Raw genomic sequence first — 26,283 nt, 5'->3', positions numbered from 1 at the left:
CGGATTTCGCTTAAGTTCTACACTTTAAGTTTTATGCTTTATGCGCTGCGGCTGAGTTTTTCAAAAAAACTTTCATGATTGAAGTCTAGCCAGACTTTGTCGTCCTTGACGAAGGCGCCTGGTACATGTGCTTCCAGTGTTGCCGGCAGCTGCGGCATTTGTGTGATGTTGCGCAATTCCGTCAGCGGTTGCGGATAACTGTCTATCAGCATGCCGACAGCATTTTCTGCCTTGTCCAGTATCAGGAATAATTTGGATGAGGTGACTTCTGACCTGCGACCACTGAGTACCAGGCCCAGATCAAAGATGGGGACCAGATTGCCGCGCAAATTAATCAGGCCCAGCAAGTAGGCTGCAGCACCAGGCAGTGGCGCTACGGCTTGTGGCCGTATCACTTCACTGCCAACCTCGGCCTTGATGAGCAAGTTCATCGACCCCACCCGATAGCCATAACGCTTTCTTTCAACTAGTGGTGCCACATCGCTCCACAGCAAATCAGCGGGTGGATTAAAGCGCTCCAAAGCAGCGCTGGGCGGCAGCCATTCCCTGGCCTGCCCGGCATTGCTGGACGTGAACTGACTCATGACAGCTCCCTGGCTTGGGGTGAATGAATGAAAAATCAGACTGACATTTTGAGCTGATCAATAATCTGGTCAGCGGTATAAGGTTTGGCGACATAACCTTTGGCACCTTGTAGCTGGCCCCAGATCTTGTCAGCTTTTTGCGATTTGCTACTGACAAAAACAATAGGGATACCCTTGGTGGCTGGGTCCTGGCTAAGATTGCGACAGGCTTCATAGCCATCCATCTCAGGCATGACGATGTCGAGAAAAATGATGGAGGGTTTTTCTGCCTTGGCTTTTTCCAGTGAGTCCTTGCCGCTGGACGCTGTCACCACCATATAGCCGGCATCGCTCAGTATGGCTTTGATATTGGCCAGTTCAGTAGTGGAATCGTCAACGACAAGTGCTTTTTTCATGCTCATGATGTACTCCCGGATGTGTAGGCTAAGCACCCTGATCCCCAGGGCAAAGGTAAGAATGCATGCTCCCGATAAATCAGGTACCCATGACCATATCGTGGTTCTTGTCCATGGTGAAGATAGCCTCACCTGCGGTCAGGGTCTTTTCCACCACTGCGCGAAATTTCAGATGTTCTACGGGTTTGGTTAGATAACTGCTGCAACCGGATAAAGAACCACGTATGCGATCAAAGGGCGAAGACTTGCTGGTCAACATGACCACAGGTGTACGCTTGGTTTGCGGTTGGCGGCGTATGATCTTGCAGATTTCATAGCCATCGGCACCGGGCATGACGATGTCGAGAAAGATGATGTCGTAGTTTTTTTTCTCCAGCATCTGCAAAGCCTGTTCACCGGTTTCAGCACAATCCGAAGCAATTTTCATGGAACGTAATTCCAGGTCTATCTTGATTCTCGCTGTAGGACTGTCATCGACTATCAGCGCGCGATATCCAGTCTGTAATACTGATGCAGGCGGCGCTTTTGGCAACAGAGGCTGCACTACCGTATTCTTGTCTGTGCCAGTCCTGCCAGCCACTGGTGCAGCATCTGAAGCCGCAGAAAATGCAGCAGGCAACAACCTGACCAATTCATCAGCAACCTGATCCAGCAAAGCCAGCATCTTGGTAGGAACCAGGGGGTGCAGCAAATGGTATTTACCTGGCTTGGCCTGCACTGCATTGGAGATGAACACCGTCGCTGGCTCGGGAATATTGCGCGCCTCTATCAATTCCTGCAAAGCGGCCCTGGCCTGGACATTGTCCGGATCAAGTATGACGATATCAGGATCAGCCACCTGGCTGGCATCAAACAGGGCATAAGAATGCTTGCGCCCACTCACCATGGTCAAACTGAGTACGCTGCGTACCAGACGCAATTCATAATCAGATAAACCAAAAACACCAATAAGGATTTTTTTTGTAGCGCCGGGAAGCGCGGTGGAATTGCTGTTCATGAGCGACCTACCTCTTGACGAAAAACCGCTAATGCGGATTACGGTACCTGGCTGCCCTGCTAAGTGTCTGTTACAAAATCCATAGCCCTAAACGTCACATTTCCAGCGACACATGGTCATCTTGATTTTTGTATCAACCTTTGAGCGAGGGCCCTATAGTTTTGCGTCCCATACTTTCATATGGTTTGCCTTTAAACACTACTGACATTACCCTGGCAATACTGACAGCATGACAGGGAGAGAACATCAGCAACAGCGCCTCATGCGAAGCACCGTTACCCCAATGTAGTTCAAGAAATTGCAGGCCACAAGGAAAAAGTTAACATTTTTTTGCTTTTAGTTTTTCTTTATCAAAGACACAAAAATTAGTACGACTGACAGATTTTTGCGTATTTACCTAGTACTTCAGACATGCCTGACTCTATGCATTCCACCACCACGGCATGGCCTATGGAAACTTCCAGGATGCCAGGTATGGTCAGGAATTTTTCCAGATTATCCAGATTCAGGTCATGACCGGCATTGACACCCAGGCCAGCATCCTGGGCGCGTTTGGCTGCAGCCACAAAGCCCTGGAAAATGTCTTCCCCATGTGCGGTACCAAAGTGCTCGGCATAGGGTTCGGTATATAACTCTACCCGGTCAGCACCCAGTTCTTTGGCAATATGCATGTCCTGGTTGTCGTAATCGATAAACAGGCTGCTGCGTATGCCCAGCGCCTTCAGCTCAGCCAGTACCGGGCGCAAGAAATCAGCATCCTTGCGCAAGTCCCAGCCATGGTCCGAGGTCAGCTGGTCCGGAGCATCCGGCACCAGGGTGCATTGCGCTGGACGATTGCGTTTAACGACTTCCAGGAAGTCTGGCGCCGGGTAACCTTCCACATTCAACTCCACGCCGCGTGACTGACACAAAGCCCCCAGGCTTTCCACATCGCTATAACGCGCATGCCTTTGGTCTTGCCTTGGATGCAAGGTAATACCACGCGCACCCAGATCCAGGCAGCGGGCGGCAAAGGCCAGAACATCAGGATAATTACGGCCACGTGAATTACGTAATAAGGCGATTTTATTGATATTGATGGAGAGTACGGTCATGGTGATTCCAAAGTCTGGGCAAGGTAATGAAAAATCATGGTTGCAGATTTTTCTTGATCAAGTATTCATCATGGACTTGCTTGCAAGTTTGTACAAGTAACACAGCGGTGTGATTTGCTGGTGTATCTGTTTTTTATAACTAACATTCACCTGATGAAATGTGTTTAAAACTCCCTCCCCTTCAAGGAGAAGTCATCAGGGTTTCACAAAGCTTGCTTTGTGCCGACAAAATCCAAGCCGCTTGCAAGCGGTGCGTCGGACAGGTTGGGGTGGGGATGGGTTTCAACTAATGAAACACTTAATTAATTTACAAAAAAAACCCATCCCCGCCTTCTCCTTGAAGGGGAAGGCGTGTATTCATATTTTTTCCTCCGTAAAAAAAACCAGCACATCAGTGCTGGCTTTGCAGTCCAAAACTTAACAGCTAGAAGTGGTCACTGCTGGAAAGCCAGTAACTGCGCCCCCTCAGTCACCTGGTCACCAATCGCATACAAGACTTCGTCAATGACGCCGTCATGCGGTGCCGAAATCGTATGTTCCATCTTCATAGCCTCCATGATCAACAGGGCATCGCCCTTCTTCACTTCCTGCGCTTTGTTAACCAACACGGCGACGATCTTGCCTGGCATGGGTGCAGTCAGACGGCCAGTTTCCGCCTCGGCTTCACCGGCATGCGCCAGCGCATCTATGTAATGCAGGTCAGTATGTTTACCCTGACTGAAGACATGGAAATGTTCACCGTCGCGCACTACCGTGGCAGCCACGGTCTGGTCTGCTATCTTGATGACGATATCATTTTCATGCGCCAATGCCAGTTTGACTTGTGCTGTCGATGCACCTGCCTGCACTTGCCAGCCATCTGCCAGGTAAGTCACTTGCACATTATGCGTCTGTTCTTCTTCCGTGAATTGCAGGCTGCGTTGCATGAGGCTGTTCATGCGCCAGCCGTGGCTGGATTGCCATGGTTCGCTGCTACCCTTTGCTGATTTTTCTGAATTCAACAGGGACACAACCGCAAGTGCCAGCGTAGTCAGGTTCGCGGCTACCGGTGTCGGGAACAGTTCTGCCTGATTGCGTTCTATGAGGCCAGTATCCAGGTCAGCGCCAGAAAAAGCTGTACTGGTCACCAGACGTGACAAGAAGGCGATATTGCTGTTCAAGCCGACAATCTGGTATTGCGCCAGCGCTTGCGCCATGCGGGCCAGTGCTTCTTTCCTGTCCTTGCCCCAGACTATCATCTTGGCGATCATGGGGTCATAGAAAGGTGAAATCGTATCGCCTTCACGCACACCGCTATCAATACGGAAAGCCGCCGGATCAGCCGCGCCACCAAGTTCAAAATTCACAGCAACAGGGGTACGTGCATGACGCAAAGTACCTATCGATGGCAGGAAACCCTTTTCAGGATTTTCTGCATACACGCGTGCTTCAATCGCATGACCATGGATCTGTAATTCGCTTTGTTGCAGCGGCAGTTTTTCACCAGCAGCAACACGCAATTGCCATTCAACCAGGTCAGTACCAGTGATCATTTCTGTCACCGGATGTTCAACCTGCAGACGGGTATTCATTTCCATGAAGTAGAAAGAGCCATCCTGGTTGGCGATGAATTCCACCGTACCGGCGCCGACATAGCCAACTGCTTTTGCCGCTGCCACAGCAGCATCGCCCATGGCAGTGCGGCGCTCTGCCGTCATGCCGGGTGCAGGTGCTTCTTCCAGTACTTTTTGATGGCGGCGCTGCACCGAGCAATCGCGCTCGAACAGATAGACGCAATTGCCGTGGGTATCAGCAAACACCTGGATTTCTATGTGACGTGGTCTTTGCAGGTATTTTTCTGCCAGCACTTTGTCGTCACCAAAAGAGTTGATGGCTTCACGTTTGCAGGATGCCAGCGCATCCTTGAAGTCAGCCGATTTCTCAATGACACGCATGCCTTTACCACCACCACCGGCACTGGCTTTGAGCAAGACCGGGTAACCGATGCGGTCAGCCTCGGTATGCAAAAAATCAGCATCCTGGTTATCGCCATGGTAGCCCGGCACCAGCGGTACATGGGCTTTTTCCATCAGAGATTTGGCGGCAGATTTGCTGCCCATGGCTTCTATCGCCGATGCTGGCGGGCCTATGAAGGCGATGCCATTTTTGGCGCAGGCTTCAGCAAACTCGCTGTTCTCTGACAGAAAGCCATAACCCGGATGTATCGCCTGCGCGCCAGTCGCCAATGCGACTTCTATGATCTTGTCGGCACGCAGATAACTTTCCTTGGCGGCCGCCGGGCCTATCAATACTGCCTCATCACAAACCGCGACATGCTTGGCATAGGCATCGGCTTCGGAATACACAGCGACAGTCTTGATGCCCATGCGGCGTGCGGTAGCAGCAACACGGCAAGCAATTTCGCCACGGTTGGCGATAAGGATTTTGGTAAACATGTCTCTAACCTTTTGGGTGGATGTATCAGTTGCGATAATTTTTCTTTACTCAGTCATCAGAAAAAGGCATTGCCTTTCTCTGTGCCTCCATTTTTCCTCTGTGCACTCTGTGCTGAAGGTTTACGGTTTTAATCAGGAGCAACTACCCGCTTTAGCCTCGACCTTGCCCCTAGTTTTCAAGCCCAGTTTATCGAGCAAGACGCGATCATCCTGCGCTTCAGGATTAGCCGTAGTCAGCAATTTATCGCCGTAGAAAATCGAATTCGCGCCAGCCAGGAAACACATGGCTTGCACTGCCTCACCCATCTGGCGACGGCCAGCAGACAGGCGCACACGCGCCTTGGGCATGGTGATGCGGGCGACGGCGATAGTGCGTACAAATTCCAGCGGATCAAGTGGGTCCAGGCCATGCAAAGGCGTGCCTTCTACCTGCACCAGGTGATTGACAGGTACGGATTCTGGATAGGGATTCAGGTTCGCCAGTTGCGCAATCAGGCCAGCACGCTGGCGGCGTGATTCACCCATGCCGACGATGCCGCCGCAACAGACTTTGAGACCAGCGCTACGTACATGACCAAGAGTATCGAGCCTGTCCTGGTAATCGCGGGTGGAAATCACATTGCTGTAAAACTCAGGTGCAGTATCGAGATTATGGTTGTAGTAATCCAGACCTGCATCTTTCAAACGCTGCGCCTGTTCTTCCTTGAGCATGCCCAGGGTCGCGCAAGTTTCCAGGCCCATGGCCTTGACTTCGCGCACCATGGTCTCTACTTTTTCCATGTCGCGGTCTTTGGGTGAACGCCAGGCAGCACCCATGCAAAAACGGGTTGCACCGTTTTCGCGGGCAGCTTTGGCAGCGTCCAGCACTTCGCGCACATCCAGCAATTTCTTGGCTTCTACGCCAGTGTCATAACGTGCCGCTTGCGGGCAATAGCCACAGTCTTCTTCGCAGCCACCGGTCTTGATGGACAAGAGTGTCGCCAGCTCTACATCACCATCAGGGAAGTTGGCGCGGTGTGCAGTTTGCGCCCTGAACATCAAGTCATTGAAGGGCAAATCAAACAGGGCCAGTACTTCATCCACGGGCCAGGTTTCGGCTTCTATCTTCTTGACCGGTGGCTGGAATTGCATGGCTTGCAAAGTCGTATCAGTAGCTTGCATCTTTGTTTCCTTTTACTTCAATTGACTCAAATCCAGATACGAAGCAGCAGTTTTTGCCTTCTCGTGATCAGGAACATTCAAACGGGGAATATGCCCCAGCATGGGTGCTGCTATGCGCTCACGCAGGGCGGCAATATTTTCTTGCGGGTATAGCATGCTGGCATCAACGGTATTGGCAACCCAGCCTGCCAGCTTCAGGCCTCGCGCGGCGATGGCTTCGACCGTCAGCAATGCATGATTGATGCAGCCCAGGCGCATGCCAACTACCAATATCACGGGCAAATCCAAAGCTTGCGCCATGTCCGCGGTAGTCACTTGCACATTCAGGGGTACGCAAAACCCGCCTACGCCCTCCACTATCACTGCATCTGCCTGTTCAAGCAATTGCTGATAGCTGTTGACGATATGCGGAAGTTCTATCTTCACCTGTTCCAGCTCAGCCACGATATGCGGTGCTGCCGGTGTCTGCATCAGGTAAGGACATACCAGGGCCAGCTCTGCCTTGACGCTGGATGCTGCCACCAGCATATCCACATCTTCATTATGCAAGACGCCATCACGCATTTCCGCCCCAGCCGCTATCGGCTTCATGCCCACTGCCTGCAAACCTTGTGCCTGCATTGCATGCAGTATCGCAGCGCTGACCAGGGTCTTGCCGATCTCGGTATCAGTGCCAGTCACAAAAAAATCATGCTGCCGTTTTTGCATCAGGCCACCTCGGCAAAACACTGGGCCACATAACTCATCTGATCCAGACGGTTAATCGCCTGCACCAGTTGCAGTACCTGGATTTCTGTATGTGCAGCGGACAGAGTCACACGCAAGCGTGCCGTACCGACAGGCACGGTAGGTGGGCGTATCGCGCCTACCCACAAACCCTGGTCCATGAGATTGCCAGCTACCCTCAGCATGGCAGCATTGTCACCGATGAGTACGGGTTGTATGGCCGTGTCCGATGGCATGCCCTGCCAGACCTGCAGATGCAGACCATCGCTGAACAGGCCTATCAGTTTTTGCAGATGCGCACGCCTTTGCTGGCCTTCTTCACCAGCAATGATATCGATGCTGGTCAGCAGTGCATGCGCCAGTGCTGGTGCGGCGGCAGTCGTGTAAATATAAGCACGGGCACGTTGTACCAGCCACTCAATCACGGTTGCATCTGCCGCGACAAAAGCACCACCGACACCGGCGGCCTTGCCCAGGGTACCCATGTAAACCAGATTCGGCGACTTGATATTCAGATGCTCCAGCACACCACGGCCATGCTGGCCCAGCACGCCAAAGCCATGGGCATCATCGACGATGAGCCAGGCATCATAACGCTCGCAAATTGCCAGCAGGGCACCCAGTTCTGCAATATTGCCATCCATGCTGAAGACGCTGTCGGTGACGACCACCCTGTGCTTGGTCTTGCATTGTTGCAGCATGCGTTCCAGCGCTGTGTAATCGCGGTGCGGGAATACCTGTACGGTAGCTCGCGAGAGGCGCGCACCATCGATGAGGGATGCATGGTTCAGGGCTTCAGAAAATACCGTCGTGTCTTTATTGATAGCCAGTGCCGTGATGACAGCCAGGTTGGCCATATAGCCTGTGCAGAAATACAGAGCGCGGGCGTTATCGATATGCGGTGAGACAAACTCGGCCAAGCGCTCTTCCAGCACCGCATGCGCGCGACTATGGCCGCTGATGAGGTGTGATGCACCGCTGCCTACACCGTATAGCGCGGCACCTTCCTGCATGGCCTCTGCCAGTTTGGGATGGGCTGCCAGACCGAGATAATCATTGCTGCAAAATGCCAGCAAGTCACGACCATCGACTTTCATGTTTGGTGCTGACGGTGTTTCCACCGTGCGCCTTTGGCGCAATAAATGTTTTTGATCCAACACGGCCAGCTCTTGCTGCAAACCCTGTATCAGGGATTTGCGCTGCGTGGCGATTCTTATGCCAGGATTATTTATTCCGGGATTGTTTTTACCAGCATCTGTCATGCCATTACCTCTTCAAATACCAGTCTGGTTTTATGTGCCAGCAAGCTCATTTCATCCTGCTCCAAGATGTAGGGCGGCATCATATAGACTGTGCGGCCTATGGGCCGCATTAATAATTCCTGCTTCAGTGCCGCAGCAAAAAAGCGGCGTGAAAATGTCGCTGCGCGTTCTGCGTCATCGACTACCGCATCAAAGGCGAGGATCATGCCTTGCTGGCGGAAGTGGCGCACGCGCGCATCATTTTTCAAATCGGCAAAAGCAGTGTTCAAGAATTCTGCCTTGACACGGTTGTTTTGCAAGACCTTGTCATCTTCAAATATCGCCAGTGTCGCCAAGGCCGCGCGGCATGCCAGCGGGTTACCGGTGTAGGAATGCGAATGCAAAAAGCCGCGTCTTACATCGGCATCATAAAATGCCTGGTAGACAGCATCTGTGGTCATCACCAGTGACAATGGTAAATAGCCGCCACTGATGCCTTTAGACAGACATAAAAAGTCTGGCCAGATGCTCGCAGATTCACAGGCAAAGAAAGTGCCAGTGCGGCCACAGCCTACGGCGATTTCATCAGCAATCAGATGCACCTGATACTGGTCACACAATTCGCGCAAACGCTTCAGATACACAGGGTCATGCATGGCCATGCCAGTAGCACATTGCACCAGTGGTTCTATGATGACTGCAGCAATCTTGCCTGTACGTTCCTGCAATTTTGCTTCCAGTGCCGCGGCTGCGCGCAAGGCCACATCGGCAGCAGTTTCGCCAGCCTCTGCCAGACGCGCATCCGGTGAAGCAACAACATGCGCACGCTGCAACATGGGGCCATAGGCTTCACGGAACAGGCTGACATCGGTCACTGCCAGTGCCCCCACGGTTTCACCATGATAGCTGCCCTGTATGCAAATAAACTCTTGTTTTTCAGTCTGGCCACCATTGCGCCAGGCATGAAAGCTCATCTTCAGGGCAATCTCGACTGCGGATGCACCGTCAGACGCATAGAAGCAATGGCCGAGTGCGTGATTAGTCAGGGCCGCCAGTTTTTCTGATAATTCGACCACAGGCGCATGGGTGAAACCGGCCAGCATCGCATGCTCAAGCTTGTCGAGCTGGTCTTTCAACTCTGCATTGATGCGTGGATTGGCATGACCAAACAGATTGACCCACCAGGAGCTGATGGCGTCAAGATAACGCTTGCCTTCCATATCAAACAGCCATGCACCGCGGCCATGGCTGACGGGTATCAGCGGCACGGTTTCATGATGCTGCATCTGGGTACACGGATGCCATACATGTTGCAGGCTGCGTGTTACCCAGTCATTTTCTTGATTCAAATTCATTCCAGACAAATTAACGATCAAAGTTCATTCCAGTTCCAGATTCATGCCATGGATTGTGTAGATTGAATGAGCTTCAAATGATTCTGTATATGCATGACATGGGCTTTGGCAAATTCCGCCTTGCTCAAACTGCCATAAGCAAAATGCGGCTTGATGTCACCCGCATGGTTTTCAAACTTCTGTAATGCGGCAATCAGCATATCGATGCCGGCATTGACATCGCCACTTTCGGCAATCACAGGTGCACCTGGTATGGGTTCAGTCAGATTATGCGTCATCGCACCGGCGACTGAAAAAGCATAAAAGGCTGCACTACCAGCCGTGTGCTGGAAGGCTGCGGATTTCATTTCCGGATAACCCGTCATCGAATACTCTATGCTCTGCGCCAGGTGCACAAAGACTTTATAGGGCTGCCAGCCGGTTAGGCTGGCCAGTTTATTCAATTTCAGACTGACAAGTTTTGCCTGCATATCTGCAATTGTAGTGATGACTACTGTGGACTTGCGATAAGTCACAGCGCCCGCTGCGGCCAGCAAAGAGACGCCCAGGCCAGTCAATACCAGTCTACGCTTTGTCATCTTTTCCAACCCCTTCTCATTCTATTCTTGCTATCCGCTTAATATTTAAGCTGGATTCAACTTAACCAGTTTGGTTTACGTTTTTCCAGGAAAGAACGTACCCCTTCACGGCCTTCATCCGATGCCCGTATCTGCGCTATACCTTCTACCGTTGCTGCTATCAGCGCTGGCGTCAATTCACGGCTGGCAACAGCCTGTACCAGGCGCTTGGCCTGCTTCACTGCATTTGGGCTATTGCTGCTCAGCGCCTTGACGATCTCTGCCACTTTGGCATCCAGTGCCTCTGCCGTCACTACTTCATGGACAAAGCCCGTGCGCTGCGCCTCTGCCGCCGTGAAACGCTCGGCAGTGATGAAATAACGACGCGCTGCGCTTTCACCCATGGCCTTGATGACATAGGGCGAAATCGTCGCCGGTATCAGGCCCAGCTTGACTTCACTGAGGCAGAAATTGGCTGTATCCACACTGACGGCAATATCACAGGCAGCCACCAGGCCCATGCCACCGGCATAGCAATCACCTTGCACTTTGGCAACTACCGGCTTGCTACAGCTATAGATGGCATGCAGCATTTCTGCCAGTTGACCTGCATCCGCGAGGTTTTCCTCATGAGTGTAGTCTGCCATCTTTTTCATCCAGTTCAGGTCTGCGCCAGCACAAAAAGCAGGACCATTCGCGGCCAGCACAATAGCACGAATGCTGTCATTCGTATCCAAATCACAGAAAGCACTGGTGATTTCAGCTATGCTTGTTTCATTAAAGGCATTGCGTACATCGGGGCGATTTAATGTCACAGTTGCCACGAAATCCTGAAAACTCAGCTCGATATTTTCCATTTTAATAATTCCACATAATTCGTATTTTGATCTTACTTTGCTTTGGGGAAGCCATTCGCATCAAGAAACTCGCTAACCACCGGCTCCCAGATCTTGCTGCCCCCGGTAAACAGGGTATGGCCATCCTTGGCAAATGGCGGCAGCAATTTGAATTCTGCCTTACCGCCTGCTTTTACAAAAGCCGCATGCCACTCCTGAGAATATTTGGGCGCAAAGTATTGATCGTTTTCTGTATATATCCACAACATGGGTACTTTGCTGCCCGCGCCAAATTCAGCATACATCTTTTCCAGCTTATAGGGCTGGCAAGGCTCGCCGGGACGGTCAGCCGGGTTACCGCCAGAGCCACCAGCGAAATTGATGGCAGCAACAAGACCTGAAGGATTTTTTGCCGCCACCGCTACCGTGCTATAACCGCCTACAGATTGCCCCACGACCAGTACACGGCTGGCATCAATATATTTTTGTGTTTTGGCATGTTCGAGTACCGCCAGAATTTCTTTGCTGGCGGCCTCTGCCATAGGCGCGTAATTTTTGTTATTGCAGCTGCCACTTTCTTCAGGGTCAGGTGTCGTTCCCTTTTCACCATAGCCTATGCGGGTAGGTACAAATACGGCAAAACCGCGCTTCACAAAATACCTGGCCTGCGGGGTGTATCTGAATCTGGGAGTCGCCGCACGATTCGTAGCGCTACGGCCATGATTCAGGATCAGGATGGGGAAAGGGCCATCACCATCAGGTTTGAACTGCGTAATGACCACTTCACCCTTGCTCTCCCGCCCGAACATATCCTTGACGACCACATTGATCGCCGTCACCGATTCATGCAAGTCGGTAGCCAGTTTGACCGGGCCAGCTATTGCCTGTTCTTCTGCAGTTTTTTCTTCCTGCGGTACACGGGCATGAACAGTCAGACTGAACAAGGCCAATAGAACAAGCACAGGCATGCGGATAGCTGAAGCGGGATTTACCATGATAGGGTCCTACATCCTGAACACGCCAAACTTCACATCCGGTATCGGTGCATTCAAGGCTGCCGACAAACCCAGGCCGAGTACCATACGGGTATCTGCCGGGTCGATGACACCGTCATCCCACAGACGTGCTGATGCATAATAAGGATGGCCCTGGTGTTCGTACTGATCCTTGATAGGTTGTTTGAAAGCCGCTTCTTCTTCGGCTGACCAGCTACCGCCCTTGCCTTCTATGCCATCACGTTTTACTGTCGCCAATACGCTGGCGGCCTGCTCGCCACCCATGACACTGATGCGGGCATTTGGCCACATCCACATGAAGCGCGGCGAGTAAGCGCGGCCGCACATACCATAGTTGCCCGCACCAAAACTACCGCCTATGATGACGGTGAACTTCGGTACATTCGCCGTCGCTACTGCGGTCACCATCTTGGCACCATTACGGGCTATGCCTTCGTTTTCATATTTGCGGCCTACCATGAAGCCGGTGATGTTTTGCAGGAACACCAGAGGTATCTTGCGCTGGCAGCACAGTTCTATGAAATGCGCGCCCTTCAGTGCCGATTCAGAAAACAGGATGCCGTTGTTGGCAATAATGCCGACTGGCATGCCGTGGATATGGGCAAAACCGCAGACCAGGGTCGTTCCATAGCGTGCCTTGAATTCATCGAAATGGCTGCCATCGACGATGCGGGCAATCACTTCTCGCACATCAAAAGGCTTGCGGGTATCGACCGGTATCACGCCATACAATTCAGAAGCCGGGAACTTGGGTTCTTCAACTTCTTTCATGACCACGGTTTGTGGCTTCTGGCGGTTCAGATGCGAAACAATCGTGCGTGCCAAAGACAGCGCATGCGTATCATTTTGTGCGAGGTGATCAACCACGCCAGACAAACGAGTATGCACATCACCACCACCGAGGTCTTCGGCACTGACGACTTCACCAGTAGCGGCCTTCACCAGCGGTGGGCCACCGAGGAAAATCGTGCCCTGGTTCTTGACGATGATGGATTCATCACTCATCGCTGGCACATAGGCACCACCGGCAGTACAGGAACCCATGACAACCGCAATTTGCGGTATGCCCTTGGCCGACATATTGGCCTGATTGTAGAAGATGCGGCCAAAATGATCGCGGTCAGGGAAGACATCATCCTGGTTAGGCAAGTTCGCACCACCGCTATCGACGAGGTAAATGCAGGGCAGATTGTTTTGCTCGGCAATTTCTTGTGCGCGCAAATGCTTCTTGACGGTTAGTGGGTAGTAAGTGCCGCCTTTGACCGTAGCGTCATTACAGACAATGATACATTCCTGCCCGGCCACGCGGCCTATGCCAGTGATGACACCGGCAGATGGGGCAGCATCGGCGCCGCTTTTTTCTTTATACATGTCGTAGGCAGCGAGTTGCGAGAACTCAAGGAAAGGCGTGCCTGCATCGAGCAGCATTTGTACACGGTCACGCGGCAAGAGTTTGCCACGCGCCAGATGTTTCTTGCGCGCTTCATCGCCACCACCAAGTGCAATCCTTGCGATCTTTTCTTTAAGGTCATCCACCACGGCTTGCATGGCCGCTGCATTGGCTTTGAATTCTTCAGAGCGGGGATTGAGTTTGGAATCTAAAGTTGTCATTATCTTTTTCACTTTTCTGGAAAACTGCCATCCACGTAAAACCACTTGCCTTCATAGCGCACAAAACGACTGAGCTCATGCAGCCTGTGTGCCTTGCCACCTATTTTGTAACGGGCCACAAATTCGACGGTGGCATTGTCACCATCGGCCTTGAATTGCTTGACTTCCAGCCCCAGCCACTTGGTTGGGTCATCATGCGTGATACGTTCTTTGGGACAAGTCCGCTCATCCCATGTCGCACGTAAATACGCTTCGTCATTCAGCGTATAAGCGGTATAACGCGAACGCATCAAGGCTTCTGCCGTAGGTGCTACCGCTGCGCCACTGATGTACTGGCCGCAACACTGTTCAACATTTTTATTCAAGCCACAGGGGCATGCTTTGCTACTCATTATTACTTCTTGCTTTCCTTGATGGCGACTGGCGCACCGGAGGCTTTCCAGGCAGTAAAACCGCCATCGATATGCGCAACATTTTCCAGGCCCATGTCTTGCACGGTCTTGGTAGTCAATGCACTGCGCCAGCCAACTGCACAAAACAATATGAATTCTTTTTTCTCGCCGAACACAGGTTTGAAATAAGGCGAATCAGGATCAACCCAAAACTCTATCATGCCGCGTGGAGCATGATAGGCACCAGGGACGATACCTTCACGTTCCAGCTCGCGGATATCACGGACATCAATAAACTGCACATTGGCGTCTGCGAGTTTGGCCTGGGCCTCTGTCACGCTATAGGTTTTGATTTCGGCATTGGCTTCATCGACCAGTTGCTTGTAACCTTTTTTCATGCTGTCTCCGTTATTATTTCAAGAACCGAAATCACTCAGCCAGCCAGCGCACGCCCAATCAAAATTTTTTGTATATCGGAAGTACCTTCGTAAATCTGGCAAACCCGCACATCACGGTAAATGCGTTCTACCGGGAAGTCGCTGACATAGCCATAGCCGCCGTGTATCTGTATTGCATCTGAGCAGACTTTTTCTGCCATTTCTGAAGCAAACAATTTTGCCATTGCTGCTTCTTTCAAACAGGGCTTGCCTGCATCTTTCATACTGGCGGCGTGCCAGATCAGTTGGCGAGCGGCTTCTATCTGCGTCGCCATATCTGCCAGTTTGAATTGTACAGACTGGTGCTCGAAGATAGCTTTGCCAAAACTGGTCCTGTCCTTGGCATAGGCGAGTGCTGCTTCAAAGGCGGCTCTTGCCATACCGACTGATTGTGAGGCTATGCCTATGCGACCGCCTTCCAGGCCAGACAGGGCGATCTTGTAGCCCATGCCTTCTTCACCTATCAGGTTCTCTGCCGGGATGCGGCAATTCTCGAACAGGATTTGTGCAGTGTCGGACGAATGCTGGCCCATCTTTTGTTCAAGGCTGGCGACGATATAGCCAGGCGCACTGGTGGGCACCCAGAAGGCGCTGATGCCCTTCTTGCCTGCTTCTTTATCGGTAACTGCCATGACGATTGCCACATCGGCGTATTTGCCGCTGGTGATGAATTGCTTGACGCCGTTGATGACGTAATGATCGCCATCACGTTTTGCGGTTGTGCGTAGTTCCGATGCATCGCTGCCTGCATGCGGTTCAGTCAGGCAAAAAGCGCCGAGCATCTCGCCTTGTGCCAAAGGCGTCAGCCATTGTTTTTTCTGTGCATCATTGGCATACATCATGGCGATGCTGCAGACCGGGCAATTATTGACAGATACCACGGTGGAGGTACCACCATCACCGGCAGCGATTTCTTCCAGCACCAGGGCCAGCGATAAATAATCCATACCAGCGCCACCAAACTCTTCTGGCACGGCCACGCCATAGGCACCCATTTGCGCCAGTTCCTTTAATTCTTCTGCGGGGAAGTGATGTTCCTTGTCCCAGCGTGCCGCATTAGGCACCAGGCGGTCCTGGGCAAAGACGCGCACGGCGTCGCGTATCATTTCGTGTTCTGGAGTGAGTAACATAGTGATTTCTACCTAAGTTCTTATATTTGTTCGCGGAGCCGTCTGAGGATTACCAACTCAGGCTGCTACCGTCGTAATTCAAAAACCTGCCGTTGTCGGCATGCGTCAAAGACGCCAGCGTATTGCGTATGCCTTTGACGCTTTCACTGACGGTGATATCAGCACCAGCACCACCCATGTCGGTCTGTACCCAGCCAGGATGAAAGCTCACGCACGCCGATTTTTCCGCTTCCAGGGATACATCTTTCAATATCGAATTCAATGCAGCCTTGCTGGCACGGTATAACCAGCCAGAAGAATTTTGCCGCATATTGATTGATCCCATGGCCGAAGAAATCACTGCCAGTTTACCTGCAGCATTTTCTACCAATGGCAAAACCAAGGGCAGTATGCGCATTGCAGCAAGGACATTGGTCTGCATGACCGCATCAAACTCGGATTGTGGCGGTGCAGTCAAGGCTTCTGTGCGGGTGCCAAAAACACCGGCGTTCAGGATGGCTACGTCAATCTTTTCATCATGAAGCCGCTCACCAAGACCGGTGCAATCATTGAGCCTGGTTACATCCAGTTGCAGCGCTTCACAGCCCGTTGATTGCAAAGCTGCCAGATGTTCTTCCTTGCGCGCAGTGGCAATAACACGCCAGCCTGCAAGCTTGTATTGCGTGGCCAGCTCGTGACCTATACCGCGTGATGCGCCGATAATTAAAGCGACTGGCATGGTTTTTCCAATGGGTGAAGATTTTCAAATCCCCTTCCCTTGAAGGGGAAGGAGCTTAAAACAAGGCTTATACCATTTCAATTGCCAAAGCCGTACCCTCACCACCACCAATACAAAGCGAAGCCACACCACGCTTTTTACCCTGCTTCTTCAAGGCACCCATCAGCGTAATGATGATACGCGCACCAGATGCGCCGATAGGATGACCCAGCGCACAAGCACCACCATGCACATTGACCTTGTCATGCGGGATGTCCAGTTCTTTCATCGCTGCCATAGGCACAGTAGCGAAAGCTTCGTTGATTTCAAACAGGTCAACATCATCCGTCGTCCAGCCCAGTTTTTTGTACAGTTTCTGGATAGCGCCAACTGGTGCTGTGGTGAACCAGCCTGGTTCCTGCGCATTGCTGGCGTGGCCAAGGATTTTTGCGATTGGTGTCAAGCCCAGTTCTTTGGCTTTGGATTCACGCATCAAGACCAGTGCCGCAGCGCCGTCATTGATGGAAGAAGAAGAGGCAGCAGTGATCGTGCCATCTTTTTTAAAGGCTGGTTTCAGTGCAGGGATTTTGTCGAGCTTGGCTTTCAGCGGGCCTTCATCCTTGTCGATGACGACATCACCACCGCGGCCTGATACTGTCACGGGGGCGATTTCCCATGCGAAAGAACCGTCGGCAGTTGCAGCCTGTGCACGCTTGACGGAGGCAATCGCAAATGCATCCTGCTCTTCGCGGCTGAAATTGTATTTGGCTGAACAGTCTTCAGCAAAGGTACCCATGGAACGGCCCTTGTCGTAGGCATCTTCGAGACCGTCAAGCATCATGTGGTCATACATCATGCCGTGACCGATACGGTAGCCGCCACGTGCCTTGGGGATCAGGTAAGGGGCATTGGTCATGGATTCCATGCCGCCAGAAACGATGACTTCATTGCTGCCGGCATTGATGGAATCAAATGCCATCATGGTGGCCTTCATGGCAGAACCACACATCTTGGACAAAGTCACAGCACCAGTGGAAACTGGCAAACCAGCAGCCAGCAAAGCCTGGCGTGCCGGGGCCTGGCCCTGGCCTGCCATCAGGCAGTTACCGAACAAGACTTCTTCTACCAGCTCTGGCTTGACACCGGCGCGCTCGACTGCGGCCTTGATGGCAACTGCACCGAGCTGACTGGCTGTCAGGGAAGAAAAATCGCCCTGAAAAGCACCCATAGGGGTACGGGCGGCACCAACGATTACGATAGGATCATTCATCTTGTTCTCCAAAAATAAAAGCAGATTGACTGCCTGACTAATGAGGGTAGTCTCGCCATGAAACGGGCAAGCACTTGTTTTCTAAATTGGTTCTACCTTGTGCTACTAGCCTGATTGCAAAAGCGGATTTCCTGCGGATAGGGAAACACGTCATCCACCTTGCCATCGACTATGCGCTTCTTGCGTGCCTGCCAGTATTCGGCGGTCAGCAAGTCAGCGTGGTGCTTCATAAAATATTCTTTGACGTTTTTATTCCCCAGCAGGAAAGTGCCAAACTGTTCTGGGAAAACATCATTTTTTGCAATCGGATACCAGGGCTCGGCAGACATTTCATCTTCTTCATTGCGCGGCAAAGGTATCTTGCGGAAATTGCAGTCAGTGATATATTCGATTTCATCATAGTCATAAAAGACGACACGACCATGGCGGGTGACACCGAAGTTTTTATACAGCATATCACCGGGGAAGATGTTGGCTGCCACCAGGTCCTTGATGGCGCTGCCATATTCTTTCAGGCCATGTTCCATCGCAGCCATATCACCACCGCGCTCGGCTTCGGTCAGCCAGATATTCAGCGGTGTCATGCGGCGTTCTATATACAGATGCTTGATGACGACCTCATCATCATTCACTTCCAATAATGAAGGCGCATATTGTTTGATCTCGGCCAGCAATTCTTCAGAAAAACGTGAGCGCGGGAATGCCACATCAGAGTATTCCAGCGTATCAGCCATGCGGCCTACGCGGTCATGGTTTTTCACTAGCAGGTATTTTTCCTTGATCAGGGCCTTGGTGGTTTCCTTGGGAGGCGGGAAACTGTCCTTGATGAGTTTGAATACATACGGGAAAGACGGTAGCGCAAACACCAGCATCACCAGGCCGCGTATGCCGGGTGCGGCTTCTATGCGGTCAGATGAATATTTAAGGTGATGCAAAAAGTCGCGGTAAAACAAATTCTTGCCATGTTTTTGCAGGCCTATCATGGTGTAGATTTCACTACGCGGCTTTTTGGGCAGGATGCTGCGTATGAATTGCACATAGGCCGATGGCACTTCCATATCAACCATGAAATAGGCGCGCGTAAAAGAGAACAAAACCGTAATGAGCATGGTGTCAAAAATCACCGTGTCGAGTACCAGCTCACCCTTGCGCTTATGCATGACGGGAATGACAAAGGGATATTCCTTATTGCCATTGATGCCCTTGCCTATGATGTAGGCTGATTTGTTGCGATAGAACAGGCTGGCCAATACCTGTATCTGGTGATTCGGCTCCAGCTTGGCCGGGCCGAAATTTTCGCGCAGGCGTGCTTCCACCAGGGCCACATCACGGTCCAGGTCTTCAAACTTGGCGTTCAGCTGAAAATTCGTGACGATGCGCTTGATGGTGAAATTCAAGCCATCGGTTGCTGGGTAATACACGCGGTAACTCGGTGGCGTGTCTTCGCTTTCCAGATACTCAGTCGAGGTTGCCGGGCGCACGAAGATGAAATCATTGTGATAATAATTCCTGTGCAAGAGCTTGGTACAGACAGTGTTGAAAAATGTCTCGGCCAGCTCAGGACGCAGATGGTCTATCAGCATGCCCATATAATGCAGTTTGACTTCGCGCCAGACTTCATCACTGAGATCTTCTTCTGCGTATTCATCTTCCAGTGCCTGCACGCATTCGCGCACGCGGGTATCGTAATACCCTATGCGTTCGCGTGCGGCAATTTGTGCGGCCTTCCAGTCACCAGTTTCAAACTGCTGCTTTGCCCTTTGGCTGCTGGCCCTGAACAAGTGGTAATGCTTGTCGAAGCCATCGAGTATCGTCCTGGCGATATCAAAGGCGATTTGTGAAGACAGCAATTTGGGGAAATGGGTGTGGGGCATGGTTGGCGCTCACTCAGTTTTAACTGCGGTCTGGAACTGGTTTTTCCAAGCCTGTAGTTTAGCCAAATCCACGGCGATGCCGCCACAAACCACGATCAGTGGTTTTTTATACTCAGCCAGCACTGGCAAGTTCTGGTAAGCAACTGCCAAAGCTGCGCCACAAGCTGGTTCCACCAGAGTGCGTATATCGTCAGCAAAAGCCAGGCAAGCCTGCACAGCCTGGGCATCGCTGACGGTGACGGTGTGGACAGTACGCTTGCGTGTCCAGTCAAATGCCTGTTGCGCCACCTTGCGCGCACCCAGGGTGCTGGCGATGGAGGTGATCGCTGGCAGGGTCACCAGTTCACCGGCCTGCACGGCTGCATGCAGGGATGCTGCACCTTCAGTCTCTGAGGCGATGATGGGGATATGGCCCAGGCCATTGCGTTCCAGCCCGAGGGCGATGCCACTGAGCAAGCCACCACCGCCGACGGAGCAAATCACGACATCAAAATCGAGCTTGCCCGCCACTTCATCAATCATCGTCGCATTGCCATCCCAGATATCGGCATGGTCAAATGGCGGGATATACACTGCACCCGGCTGCTCGCACAAACGCAAGGCAGCCTGATTAGTTTCATCCCAGACACTACCTTCTACGATGACAGTGGCACCAATAGCACGTATAGCTGCCCGCACGCTTTCATGCGTGGTTTGCGGCACCAATATAGTGGTTTGCACATCCAGCGCCACACCTGCCACTGCTGCTGCAAACCCGGCATTGCCGCCAGAGGGGCAGACAAAGTGCCTGGCCCCGTTGGCAGCCGCACGCTGGCACATCAAGCCTATGCCGCGCAGCTTGAACGAGCCTGAAGGCTGGGTGTTTTCCATCTTCAGCCAGACTGATCTGGACAGGCTGGCTGACAGACGCCTGTGTTCAAGCAGGGGCGTAGAAGTATGCAGTTGAGTCATAAGTCGACCAGTGTAGCGCAAATGGCTTATTTGGTTTCTGCAAACAATTCACGGCCTATCAGCATGCGGCGTATCTCGCTGGTGCCCGCGCCTATCTCATACAGCTTGGCATCGCGCCACAGGCGGCCTACCGGGTATTCATTGATATAGCCGTTGCCGCCCAAAGTCTGGATGGCTTCGCCCGCCATCCATGTGGCTTTTTCTGCTGAATACAAAATCGCACCGGCCGCATCCTTGCGCAGGGCACGCACTGCCTCTGGTGTCTTGGCGCGGTCACAAGCCTGGCCAACTGCATAGACATAGGCCTTGCAAGCCATCATGGTGGAATACATGTCTGCCAGCTTGCCCTGCATGAGCTGGAATTCACCGATAGGCTGGCCAAATTGCTTGCGGTCATGCACATAAGGAACCACGGCATCCATACAAGCTTGCATGATGCCCAGAGGGCCGCCGGACAAGACAGTACGCTCAAAATCCAGGCCAGACATCAGCACATTCACGCCCTTGCCCAAGCCACCGAGCACGTTTTCTGCCGGGACTTCGCAATCCTGGAATACCAGCTCGCCAGTGTGGGAGCCGCGCATGCCGAGTTTGTCGAGCTTTTGCGCAATGCTGAAGCCTTTGAAACCTTTTTCTATAAGGAAAGCTGTCATGCCGCGTGGGCCAGCTTCCAGGTCATTTTTGGCATACACCACCAGAGTGTCAGCATCAGGGCCATTGGTTATCCACATCTTGGTGCCGTTCAAGACCCAGCGGTCACCCTTCCAGTCGGCGCGCAGCTTCATGCTGACCACGTCGGAACCGGCATTTGGCTCGGACATGGCGAGTGCGCCTATGTGTTCACCGCTGATCAGCTTGGGCAGGTATTTGGCTTTTTGTTCTTCCGTACCATTGCGCTTGATCTGGTTGACGCACAGATTAGAGTGAGCGCCGTAGGACAAGCCGACGGAGGCAGAAGCGCGGGAAATTTCTTCCATGGCAATGATATGGGCCAGGTAACCCATGTTTGCACCACCGTATTCTTCACTAACTGTCACACCCAGGATACCGAGATCACCCATCTTGCGCCACAAGTCCATGGGGAACTGGTCGCTACGGTCTATCTCAGCGGCGCGCGGGGCGATTTCTGCCTGGGCAAATTGCTGCACGGCTTCGCGCAAAGCGGCGATGTCTTCGCCGTGATCAAAAGTCAAACCTGGTAAATGGAGCATGTCGTCCTCACACTTTTATAAAATTAAAATTCGCTGGCTTATGTTGATTTATGATCAAGCTCGCCAGCCATAGTACTACCTACACCTGAGATTCTGCCTTGGGTATCACAAACAAAGTCTGTTGCATGATGGCACAAAGTTTTTCCTGACCTTCATGCACTACAAACACTTCTGCACTGGATACCACCAAAGTTTTTCCTGCCTTTAATACTTTGCCACGGGCGATTAAAGTATCGCCTTTGCCGGGTGCGACGATATTGATCTTGTATTCTGCAGTTAAGCACTCACTCACCGGCATCAATTGTGTATTCGCTGCATAGCCACCTGCTGCATCGGCTATCGTGCCTATCACGCCACCGTGGAAATAGCCATGCTGCTGGCTGACTACCTCACTGAAAGGCAGGCTGATTTCACATGCACCGGGTGTGATGCTGGTCAGTCGGGCATCCCAGGCCATCAGGGCGCCCTGAGCGTTGAAGCTTTCCAGCAAACTCAGGGCCAGTTTATGATCCAGTGCCGCTGTGGTTTGTTGCATTGCCTGATTACTCATAAAACCCCCAATAGCCAAGGAAAAACCATCTCAGGCAAAAATAATACGTCTAATTGACGTTTACGTAAACGTCAATTCAATGATTTGATGCTTTTCGACTGCAAGCCCGGCATGAGCATTATCAAACTGTTCATCCAATCCATGACATTCTTATTCATCTTATTAATTTTACTAAGCAGGACTTATTTTTCTGCATGATCCAGTTGACCCAGCAAGCTGCGGCTTTTTTCTTCATGTGCGCTGATTTCTGCCAGCATGATTTCTATATCTTCACGCTGTTGCTCCAGCGCTGCCCTGTGCCTGGCCAGCACCACCAGGAAACTCTGCAACTGTACTTCTGTATCCTTGGGAGAGCGATACATATCGACCAGGCTCTTGATATCGGACAGACTCAAGCCTAGACGTTTGCCGCGCAGGGTCAGCTTCAGATGGGTGCGCTCCCGCGTCGTGTAGACACGATTGCGGCCGCCCGGCCCTTCACGCATGGGGCTCAGCAAACCCTGGTCTTCATAGAATCGTATCGCCCTCGGGGTAATATCAAATTCGCGGGCAAGTTCGGTAATGGTATAGGTGGCCATAGTCAACATCTGGTGAAAAACACAGAAAAGCTTTTCTGATTACAATGTACAGTTAACGTTAACGTCAAATAGTTTTAAATCGCATTGTAGGCTATTCCAGCGCTTCTGGAGTCATCCATAATGAGAAAACAGGCAGCAGATATAAAGCCGCCACAATAACCAGAGACAGCCATGAATTTGCTAGAACAACAACTCCATTACCCTTTTGGCGAGACCTTGCCCGACACAGCCAAGACCATGGAAATCGCGCCGGGCGTGCTGTGGATACGCATGGGCCTGCCCTTTGCGCTGAACCATATCAATCTGTGGCTGCTGGAAGATGAGCTGGAAACCAGCCAGGGCAAGGTCTGTGGCTGGACAGTGGTGGATTGCGGCATCGCCAGCGACGCCACCCGTGATGCCTGGGAAATCTTGTTCGGCGACCTGAACAACCATTTACGCGGCCTACCCATCATTCGCGTCCTCGCCACCCACTGCCACCCCGACCATATAGGCCTGGCTGACTGGCTGTGCAGCCGCTGGAACGTGCAACTGTGGATGACGGCAGGCGAATATGCCTTTGCCCGCATGATGTCGGCCAGCCTGCCAGGTGCGGATGGCACAGCCATGTTTCCGCACTTTCGCAAGCATGGCCTGGTCGATAGCAGCATGCAGGAACAGATACAGGAGAGAAAAACCCATTACACCAGGCTGGTGCCTACTGTGCCAACAGCCTACCACCGCATGCAAGAAGGCCTGGATGTCGTCATCAACCAACGTCACTGGCAAGTCATCACCGGTTTTGGCCATTCACCTGAACATGCATCCCTGTATTGCGCCGAGCTGAATATCCTGATCTCTGGCGATATGCTGTTGCCGCGCATTTCTACCAATGTCTCGGTGTTTGCGATAGAACCGGAAGCCAATCCTGTGCAACAGTATATGGATTCATTGCAAAAATACCTGCCCTTACCAGAAGATGTGCTGATCCTGCCTTCACATGGCAAACCCTTCAAGGGCTTGCATACCCGCGTACAGCAATTGCAAGACCATCATGCCGAACGGCTGGAAGAAGTGAAGACCGCCTGTGCCATTCCACAATCAGCGATGGACATCGTCCCTCTCATGTTCCGTCGCCCACTCGATTCTCACCAGCTGACTTTCGCCATAGGCGAGGCGCTGGCGCATTTGCACAAGCTTTGGTATGACGGTGTCTTGCACCGTCGATTCGACGCGGATGGAGTAATACGCTTTGTCGTGAAATAAGTGCAAAAGGATATAGCCCCGTGCGATGACGGGGCTATATATTTTATTGCTGAGGTATTTTACTGATCTGTACGCTGGCTATCTGCCATTTGCCATCACGTTGCACATAGATATCAATATAACGGTAATGCGATACAAAGGGCTTACCCTCATAACGCCCAGTCATATTGGTGCGGCCACTGAGCAAGGCGACATTGCCGTACAGACGCACTTCAAAATCCTCGACCTTGTAGGGATCAATTTCCAGTTTATCCGACATCAACCCATTGACGAAACTGGTCTTGGTTTCGAGATCACCATCGCCATCTATCTGACGAAAATCTTCCGCCATATTAGCTTCTATGGCTGCCTTGTCCTTGCGGACGATGGCGATGTCCCAATCGTCAGACAGCTTGGTCAGTTGGCTGACCAGCGCTGCGCTTTTTTCGTCTCTTGAGTCTGCTGCCTGGGCAGACAGCAAACCCAGGCAGAAGATCGCCATGAATAAAGCTGCCTTGCCCAGGTGTTTTTTCAGCATCCTCATCCTTCTATCAACTTTTATAAAGCGCGGCCATCATAGTGATGCACGGGTATGCTATCGAGATCTATATCTTCCAGACAGCGCAAATTGATGGCAGCCACTTTGTTGCCTTTGGGGTCTACACCTTCAGCATAGGGATGCATGCCGCAAGCCGGGCAAAATTTATGCTGTATCACATGCTTATTGAAGAGGTAGCTACTGGCAGCGTCTTCCGGCGTCAGCAAGCGCAGATTCGCGAATGGCACAAACCAGAGCAGCGAACCCTTGCGCTGGCAGATGGAACAATTACAGGCCAGCCCGCTATCTATCTCCCCCTCTACTTCAAATGCGATTTTGCCGCAATGGCAGCTGCCTTTATGCATGAGTAAACTCCTTTAATGGGTGATGGACAGTTCAGTCTTTCGCGTCCTGCCAGTATTCACCTGGCCGGTAGTTACCGAAATACCAGAGATGGCCTTCGGGATCAAGCACCATATAACCCCTGGCACCATAATCCTCAGTTTGCAATGGACGCACCAGCTTGGCACCGGCGGCCATGGCACGTTCATAATGGATATCTGGATCATCCACATAGACGCTGAGTGCCTGCGAAATACCGGTCAATGATTTGGGGCTGACATGATGGGTTTCGGCCTTGGGCGAAGCGATCATGATGACGCCTGTGCCCAGGCTCAGCTCTGAATGTTCTACGCGATTACCTTCACCAGGCACCACAAAGCGGGAAGTAAAACCAAAGGCCTTGACCAGCCAGTCTATGGCGGCAGGTGCATCATCATAAATCAGGCTGGGATGGATATCAGACGGGGTACGGTAAGGCTCAGACATGACGCTTTCCTTTCAGGAGGGGAAGACAGTGCAGGCAAGACCTACTTTATATACAAAAAAGCAAGCATATACAAGCGTTCACTCGTCTTCCGGCAAATCCCTTTCGCGACAACTCAGATAGGCATAATCGGCCACAGGCAATTGATGCTTGATGAGATAATCCTTGAACCTGGCCTTGAGATCAAAATGGGGAGTAAGGGTGCAAGCGTTCTCAAGCGCGAACTTTTCCATGGCATCCGTATTTGAGCTGACTTGCACAGCCAGCCCCATGCCAGGACTGACACAGCAGCCTACCCAGGTATCCATATATTCTTCTTCCAGCAAGACCAGTTTTTGCCCCATGAAACTGGCTGGCTTGTCGACTATGTAAAAGTCCATGTAATCGATGCGCCTGTTACGACTGCGCTTCAATATGCCCGCCTGCTGATAAGCCAGGATCACAGGTCTGGACCTGGCTTGCCGGTCAAGACCATTTTTTTTAATTTTCAGGGCTTTGATGAGGCGGTTTTCCAGTTCGCCATCAGCCGCCATGCTGGTAGATGACAGCACGCTCATGAAGCAGGCTGCCAGCAGCAGATATAGAAACTTCCTCATC

General features: G+C 52.0%; 28 protein-coding genes and 1 riboswitch. Of the genes, 1 reads left to right on the top strand and 27 read right to left on the bottom strand.

Annotation, left to right across the window (positions count from 1 at the left end; all coding sequences use genetic code 11):
• Positions 1-38 precede the first annotated feature (38 nt).
• From ACO0LC_RS20820 to ACO0LC_RS20710, 23 genes are all read right to left on the bottom strand, one after another.
• A complete protein-coding gene (locus ACO0LC_RS20820; RefSeq protein ID WP_423006653.1) occupies positions 39-584 on the bottom strand; it encodes a chemotaxis protein CheW in 546 nt (181 codons plus the stop codon).
• Between the two features lie 35 nt (positions 585-619).
• On the bottom strand, positions 620-985 hold the full coding sequence (locus ACO0LC_RS20815) for a response regulator (RefSeq protein WP_423006651.1): 366 nt from the start codon (positions 983-985) through the stop codon (positions 620-622).
• Between the two features lie 73 nt (positions 986-1,058).
• Positions 1,059-1,976 (bottom strand): response regulator, encoded by a 918-nt coding sequence (locus ACO0LC_RS20810; protein WP_423006649.1) that lies wholly within the window; start codon positions 1,974-1,976, stop codon positions 1,059-1,061.
• Between the two features lie 129 nt (positions 1,977-2,105).
• A riboswitch (cyclic di-GMP riboswitch) is annotated at positions 2,106-2,176 on the bottom strand.
• A gap of 165 nt (positions 2,177-2,341) precedes the next feature.
• Positions 2,342-3,070 (bottom strand): pyridoxine 5'-phosphate synthase, encoded by a 729-nt coding sequence (locus ACO0LC_RS20805; RefSeq protein WP_423006647.1) that lies wholly within the window; start codon positions 3,068-3,070, stop codon positions 2,342-2,344.
• A gap of 434 nt (positions 3,071-3,504) precedes the next feature.
• Complete coding sequence (locus tag ACO0LC_RS20800) at positions 3,505-5,505, bottom strand: acetyl/propionyl/methylcrotonyl-CoA carboxylase subunit alpha (protein ID WP_423006645.1); 2,001 nt, start codon at positions 5,503-5,505, stop codon at positions 3,505-3,507.
• 132 nt (positions 5,506-5,637) lie between these two features.
• Positions 5,638-6,666, bottom strand: coding sequence for a biotin synthase BioB (gene bioB, locus ACO0LC_RS20795; protein ID WP_423006643.1), 1,029 nt, complete (start codon positions 6,664-6,666; stop codon positions 5,638-5,640).
• A 12-nt stretch (positions 6,667-6,678) separates the two neighbouring features.
• Positions 6,679-7,374 carry a dethiobiotin synthase gene (bioD, locus tag ACO0LC_RS20790; RefSeq protein ID WP_423006641.1) on the bottom strand — a complete coding sequence of 232 codons (696 nt, stop codon included), beginning with the start codon at positions 7,372-7,374 and terminating at the stop codon, positions 6,679-6,681.
• On the bottom strand, positions 7,374-8,654 hold the full coding sequence (bioF, locus tag ACO0LC_RS20785) for an 8-amino-7-oxononanoate synthase (protein ID WP_423006639.1): 1,281 nt from the start codon (positions 8,652-8,654) through the stop codon (positions 7,374-7,376). The genes bioD and bioF overlap by 1 nt, the downstream gene beginning before the upstream one ends.
• Positions 8,651-9,988, bottom strand: coding sequence for an adenosylmethionine--8-amino-7-oxononanoate transaminase (gene bioA / locus ACO0LC_RS20780; RefSeq protein WP_423006637.1), 1,338 nt, complete (start codon positions 9,986-9,988; stop codon positions 8,651-8,653). The genes bioF and bioA overlap by 4 nt, the downstream gene beginning before the upstream one ends.
• Before the next feature lie 41 nt (positions 9,989-10,029).
• Positions 10,030-10,566 carry a DUF1569 domain-containing protein gene (locus ACO0LC_RS20775; RefSeq protein WP_423006635.1) on the bottom strand — a complete coding sequence of 179 codons (537 nt, stop codon included), beginning with the start codon at positions 10,564-10,566 and terminating at the stop codon, positions 10,030-10,032.
• A 56-nt stretch (positions 10,567-10,622) separates the two neighbouring features.
• Positions 10,623-11,402: an enoyl-CoA hydratase/isomerase family protein gene (locus ACO0LC_RS20770; RefSeq protein ID WP_423006633.1), complete on the bottom strand. Its 780-nt coding sequence runs from the start codon at positions 11,400-11,402 to the stop codon at positions 10,623-10,625.
• A gap of 32 nt (positions 11,403-11,434) precedes the next feature.
• Complete coding sequence (locus ACO0LC_RS20765; RefSeq protein WP_423006631.1) at positions 11,435-12,376, bottom strand: alpha/beta hydrolase family protein; 942 nt, start codon at positions 12,374-12,376, stop codon at positions 11,435-11,437.
• A gap of 9 nt (positions 12,377-12,385) precedes the next feature.
• Positions 12,386-14,008 (bottom strand): carboxyl transferase domain-containing protein, encoded by a 1,623-nt coding sequence (locus tag ACO0LC_RS20760; RefSeq protein ID WP_423006629.1) that lies wholly within the window; start codon positions 14,006-14,008, stop codon positions 12,386-12,388.
• 8 nt (positions 14,009-14,016) lie between these two features.
• Positions 14,017-14,400, bottom strand: coding sequence for a YchJ family protein (locus tag ACO0LC_RS20755; RefSeq protein WP_423006627.1), 384 nt, complete (start codon positions 14,398-14,400; stop codon positions 14,017-14,019).
• Between the two features lie 2 nt (positions 14,401-14,402).
• Positions 14,403-14,798, bottom strand: a complete 396-nt coding sequence (locus tag ACO0LC_RS20750) for a rhodanese-like domain-containing protein (protein ID WP_423006625.1) — start codon at positions 14,796-14,798, stop codon at positions 14,403-14,405.
• A gap of 35 nt (positions 14,799-14,833) precedes the next feature.
• Complete coding sequence (locus ACO0LC_RS20745) at positions 14,834-15,967, bottom strand: acyl-CoA dehydrogenase family protein (RefSeq protein ID WP_423006623.1); 1,134 nt, start codon at positions 15,965-15,967, stop codon at positions 14,834-14,836.
• A 49-nt stretch (positions 15,968-16,016) separates the two neighbouring features.
• The gene (locus ACO0LC_RS20740; RefSeq protein ID WP_423006621.1) at positions 16,017-16,685 is read right to left on the bottom strand and encodes an SDR family oxidoreductase; all 669 of its coding nucleotides are present in this window, start codon (positions 16,683-16,685) and stop codon (positions 16,017-16,019) included.
• 67 nt (positions 16,686-16,752) lie between these two features.
• Positions 16,753-17,934 carry an acetyl-CoA C-acetyltransferase gene (locus ACO0LC_RS20735; RefSeq protein ID WP_423006619.1) on the bottom strand — a complete coding sequence of 394 codons (1,182 nt, stop codon included), beginning with the start codon at positions 17,932-17,934 and terminating at the stop codon, positions 16,753-16,755.
• A gap of 92 nt (positions 17,935-18,026) precedes the next feature.
• Positions 18,027-19,808, bottom strand: a complete 1,782-nt coding sequence (aceK, locus tag ACO0LC_RS20730; protein WP_423006617.1) for a bifunctional isocitrate dehydrogenase kinase/phosphatase — start codon at positions 19,806-19,808, stop codon at positions 18,027-18,029.
• A gap of 9 nt (positions 19,809-19,817) precedes the next feature.
• Positions 19,818-20,759 carry a pyridoxal-phosphate dependent enzyme gene (locus ACO0LC_RS20725; protein ID WP_423006615.1) on the bottom strand — a complete coding sequence of 314 codons (942 nt, stop codon included), beginning with the start codon at positions 20,757-20,759 and terminating at the stop codon, positions 19,818-19,820.
• Positions 20,760-20,785: 26 nt separating this feature from the next.
• Entirely contained in the window at positions 20,786-21,970 is a 1,185-nt protein-coding gene (locus ACO0LC_RS20720) for an isovaleryl-CoA dehydrogenase (RefSeq protein ID WP_423006613.1), read from the bottom strand.
• A 79-nt stretch (positions 21,971-22,049) separates the two neighbouring features.
• A complete protein-coding gene (locus tag ACO0LC_RS20715) occupies positions 22,050-22,520 on the bottom strand; it encodes a PaaI family thioesterase (RefSeq protein ID WP_423006611.1) in 471 nt (156 codons plus the stop codon).
• A gap of 182 nt (positions 22,521-22,702) precedes the next feature.
• Complete coding sequence (locus tag ACO0LC_RS20710) at positions 22,703-23,098, bottom strand: MerR family transcriptional regulator (RefSeq protein WP_423006609.1); 396 nt, start codon at positions 23,096-23,098, stop codon at positions 22,703-22,705.
• A gap of 171 nt (positions 23,099-23,269) precedes the next feature.
• On the opposite strand from ACO0LC_RS20710, the gene ACO0LC_RS20705 reads away from it, so the two are divergent.
• Entirely contained in the window at positions 23,270-24,343 is a 1,074-nt protein-coding gene (locus tag ACO0LC_RS20705) for an MBL fold metallo-hydrolase (protein WP_423006607.1), read from the top strand.
• A gap of 43 nt (positions 24,344-24,386) precedes the next feature.
• On the opposite strand, the gene ACO0LC_RS20700 is transcribed toward ACO0LC_RS20705, so the two are convergent.
• From ACO0LC_RS20700 to ACO0LC_RS20685, 4 genes are all read right to left on the bottom strand, one after another.
• Positions 24,387-24,860 (bottom strand): nuclear transport factor 2 family protein, encoded by a 474-nt coding sequence (locus tag ACO0LC_RS20700; protein WP_423006605.1) that lies wholly within the window; start codon positions 24,858-24,860, stop codon positions 24,387-24,389.
• A gap of 20 nt (positions 24,861-24,880) precedes the next feature.
• Positions 24,881-25,225 (bottom strand): GFA family protein, encoded by a 345-nt coding sequence (locus ACO0LC_RS20695; protein ID WP_423006603.1) that lies wholly within the window; start codon positions 25,223-25,225, stop codon positions 24,881-24,883.
• A 31-nt stretch (positions 25,226-25,256) separates the two neighbouring features.
• Positions 25,257-25,688 (bottom strand): VOC family protein, encoded by a 432-nt coding sequence (locus tag ACO0LC_RS20690; RefSeq protein WP_423006601.1) that lies wholly within the window; start codon positions 25,686-25,688, stop codon positions 25,257-25,259.
• A 78-nt stretch (positions 25,689-25,766) separates the two neighbouring features.
• Positions 25,767-26,282 carry a hypothetical protein gene (locus ACO0LC_RS20685; protein WP_423006599.1) on the bottom strand — a complete coding sequence of 172 codons (516 nt, stop codon included), beginning with the start codon at positions 26,280-26,282 and terminating at the stop codon, positions 25,767-25,769.
• Position 26,283: the final 1 nt, after the last annotated feature.

Origin of the sequence: Undibacterium sp. JH2W, from assembly GCF_049340425.1 — a bacterium.
Lineage (GTDB): Bacteria > Pseudomonadota > Gammaproteobacteria > Burkholderiales > Burkholderiaceae_D > Undibacterium.
This window is presented reverse-complemented; position numbering and strand designations above follow the sequence as displayed.

Bases quoted from the DNA above. Each gene is read 5' to 3' on its own strand.
- ACO0LC_RS20820 (WP_423006653.1), bottom strand. From the start codon at position 584: ATGAGTCAGTTCACGTCCAGCAATGCCGGGCAGGCCAGGGAATGGCTG.
- ACO0LC_RS20815 (WP_423006651.1), bottom strand. From the start codon at position 985: ATGAGCATGAAAAAAGCACTTGTCGTTGACGATTCCACTACTGAACTG.
- ACO0LC_RS20810 (WP_423006649.1), bottom strand. From the start codon at position 1,976: ATGAACAGCAATTCCACCGCGCTTCCCGGCGCTACAAAAAAAATCCTT.
- ACO0LC_RS20805 (WP_423006647.1), bottom strand. From the start codon at position 3,070: ATGACCGTACTCTCCATCAATATCAATAAAATCGCCTTATTACGTAAT.
- ACO0LC_RS20800 (WP_423006645.1), bottom strand. From the start codon at position 5,505: ATGTTTACCAAAATCCTTATCGCCAACCGTGGCGAAATTGCTTGCCGT.
- bioB (WP_423006643.1), bottom strand. From the start codon at position 6,666: ATGCAAGCTACTGATACGACTTTGCAAGCCATGCAATTCCAGCCACCG.
- bioD (WP_423006641.1), bottom strand. From the start codon at position 7,374: ATGCAAAAACGGCAGCATGATTTTTTTGTGACTGGCACTGATACCGAG.
- bioF (WP_423006639.1), bottom strand. From the start codon at position 8,654: ATGACAGATGCTGGTAAAAACAATCCCGGAATAAATAATCCTGGCATA.
- bioA (WP_423006637.1), bottom strand. From the start codon at position 9,988: ATGAATTTGAATCAAGAAAATGACTGGGTAACACGCAGCCTGCAACAT.
- ACO0LC_RS20775 (WP_423006635.1), bottom strand. From the start codon at position 10,566: ATGACAAAGCGTAGACTGGTATTGACTGGCCTGGGCGTCTCTTTGCTG.
- ACO0LC_RS20770 (WP_423006633.1), bottom strand. From the start codon at position 11,402: ATGGAAAATATCGAGCTGAGTTTTCAGGATTTCGTGGCAACTGTGACA.
- ACO0LC_RS20765 (WP_423006631.1), bottom strand. From the start codon at position 12,376: ATGGTAAATCCCGCTTCAGCTATCCGCATGCCTGTGCTTGTTCTATTG.
- ACO0LC_RS20760 (WP_423006629.1), bottom strand. From the start codon at position 14,008: ATGACAACTTTAGATTCCAAACTCAATCCCCGCTCTGAAGAATTCAAA.
- ACO0LC_RS20755 (WP_423006627.1), bottom strand. From the start codon at position 14,400: ATGAGTAGCAAAGCATGCCCCTGTGGCTTGAATAAAAATGTTGAACAG.
- ACO0LC_RS20750 (WP_423006625.1), bottom strand. From the start codon at position 14,798: ATGAAAAAAGGTTACAAGCAACTGGTCGATGAAGCCAATGCCGAAATC.
- ACO0LC_RS20745 (WP_423006623.1), bottom strand. From the start codon at position 15,967: ATGTTACTCACTCCAGAACACGAAATGATACGCGACGCCGTGCGCGTC.
- ACO0LC_RS20740 (WP_423006621.1), bottom strand. From the start codon at position 16,685: ATGCCAGTCGCTTTAATTATCGGCGCATCACGCGGTATAGGTCACGAG.
- ACO0LC_RS20735 (WP_423006619.1), bottom strand. From the start codon at position 17,934: ATGAATGATCCTATCGTAATCGTTGGTGCCGCCCGTACCCCTATGGGT.
- aceK (WP_423006617.1), bottom strand. From the start codon at position 19,808: ATGCCCCACACCCATTTCCCCAAATTGCTGTCTTCACAAATCGCCTTT.
- ACO0LC_RS20725 (WP_423006615.1), bottom strand. From the start codon at position 20,759: ATGACTCAACTGCATACTTCTACGCCCCTGCTTGAACACAGGCGTCTG.
- ACO0LC_RS20720 (WP_423006613.1), bottom strand. From the start codon at position 21,970: ATGCTCCATTTACCAGGTTTGACTTTTGATCACGGCGAAGACATCGCC.
- ACO0LC_RS20715 (WP_423006611.1), bottom strand. From the start codon at position 22,520: ATGAGTAATCAGGCAATGCAACAAACCACAGCGGCACTGGATCATAAA.
- ACO0LC_RS20710 (WP_423006609.1), bottom strand. From the start codon at position 23,098: ATGGCCACCTATACCATTACCGAACTTGCCCGCGAATTTGATATTACC.
- ACO0LC_RS20705 (WP_423006607.1), top strand. From the start codon at position 23,270: ATGAATTTGCTAGAACAACAACTCCATTACCCTTTTGGCGAGACCTTG.
- ACO0LC_RS20700 (WP_423006605.1), bottom strand. From the start codon at position 24,860: ATGCTGAAAAAACACCTGGGCAAGGCAGCTTTATTCATGGCGATCTTC.
- ACO0LC_RS20695 (WP_423006603.1), bottom strand. From the start codon at position 25,225: ATGCATAAAGGCAGCTGCCATTGCGGCAAAATCGCATTTGAAGTAGAG.
- ACO0LC_RS20690 (WP_423006601.1), bottom strand. From the start codon at position 25,688: ATGTCTGAGCCTTACCGTACCCCGTCTGATATCCATCCCAGCCTGATT.
- ACO0LC_RS20685 (WP_423006599.1), bottom strand. From the start codon at position 26,282: ATGAGGAAGTTTCTATATCTGCTGCTGGCAGCCTGCTTCATGAGCGTG.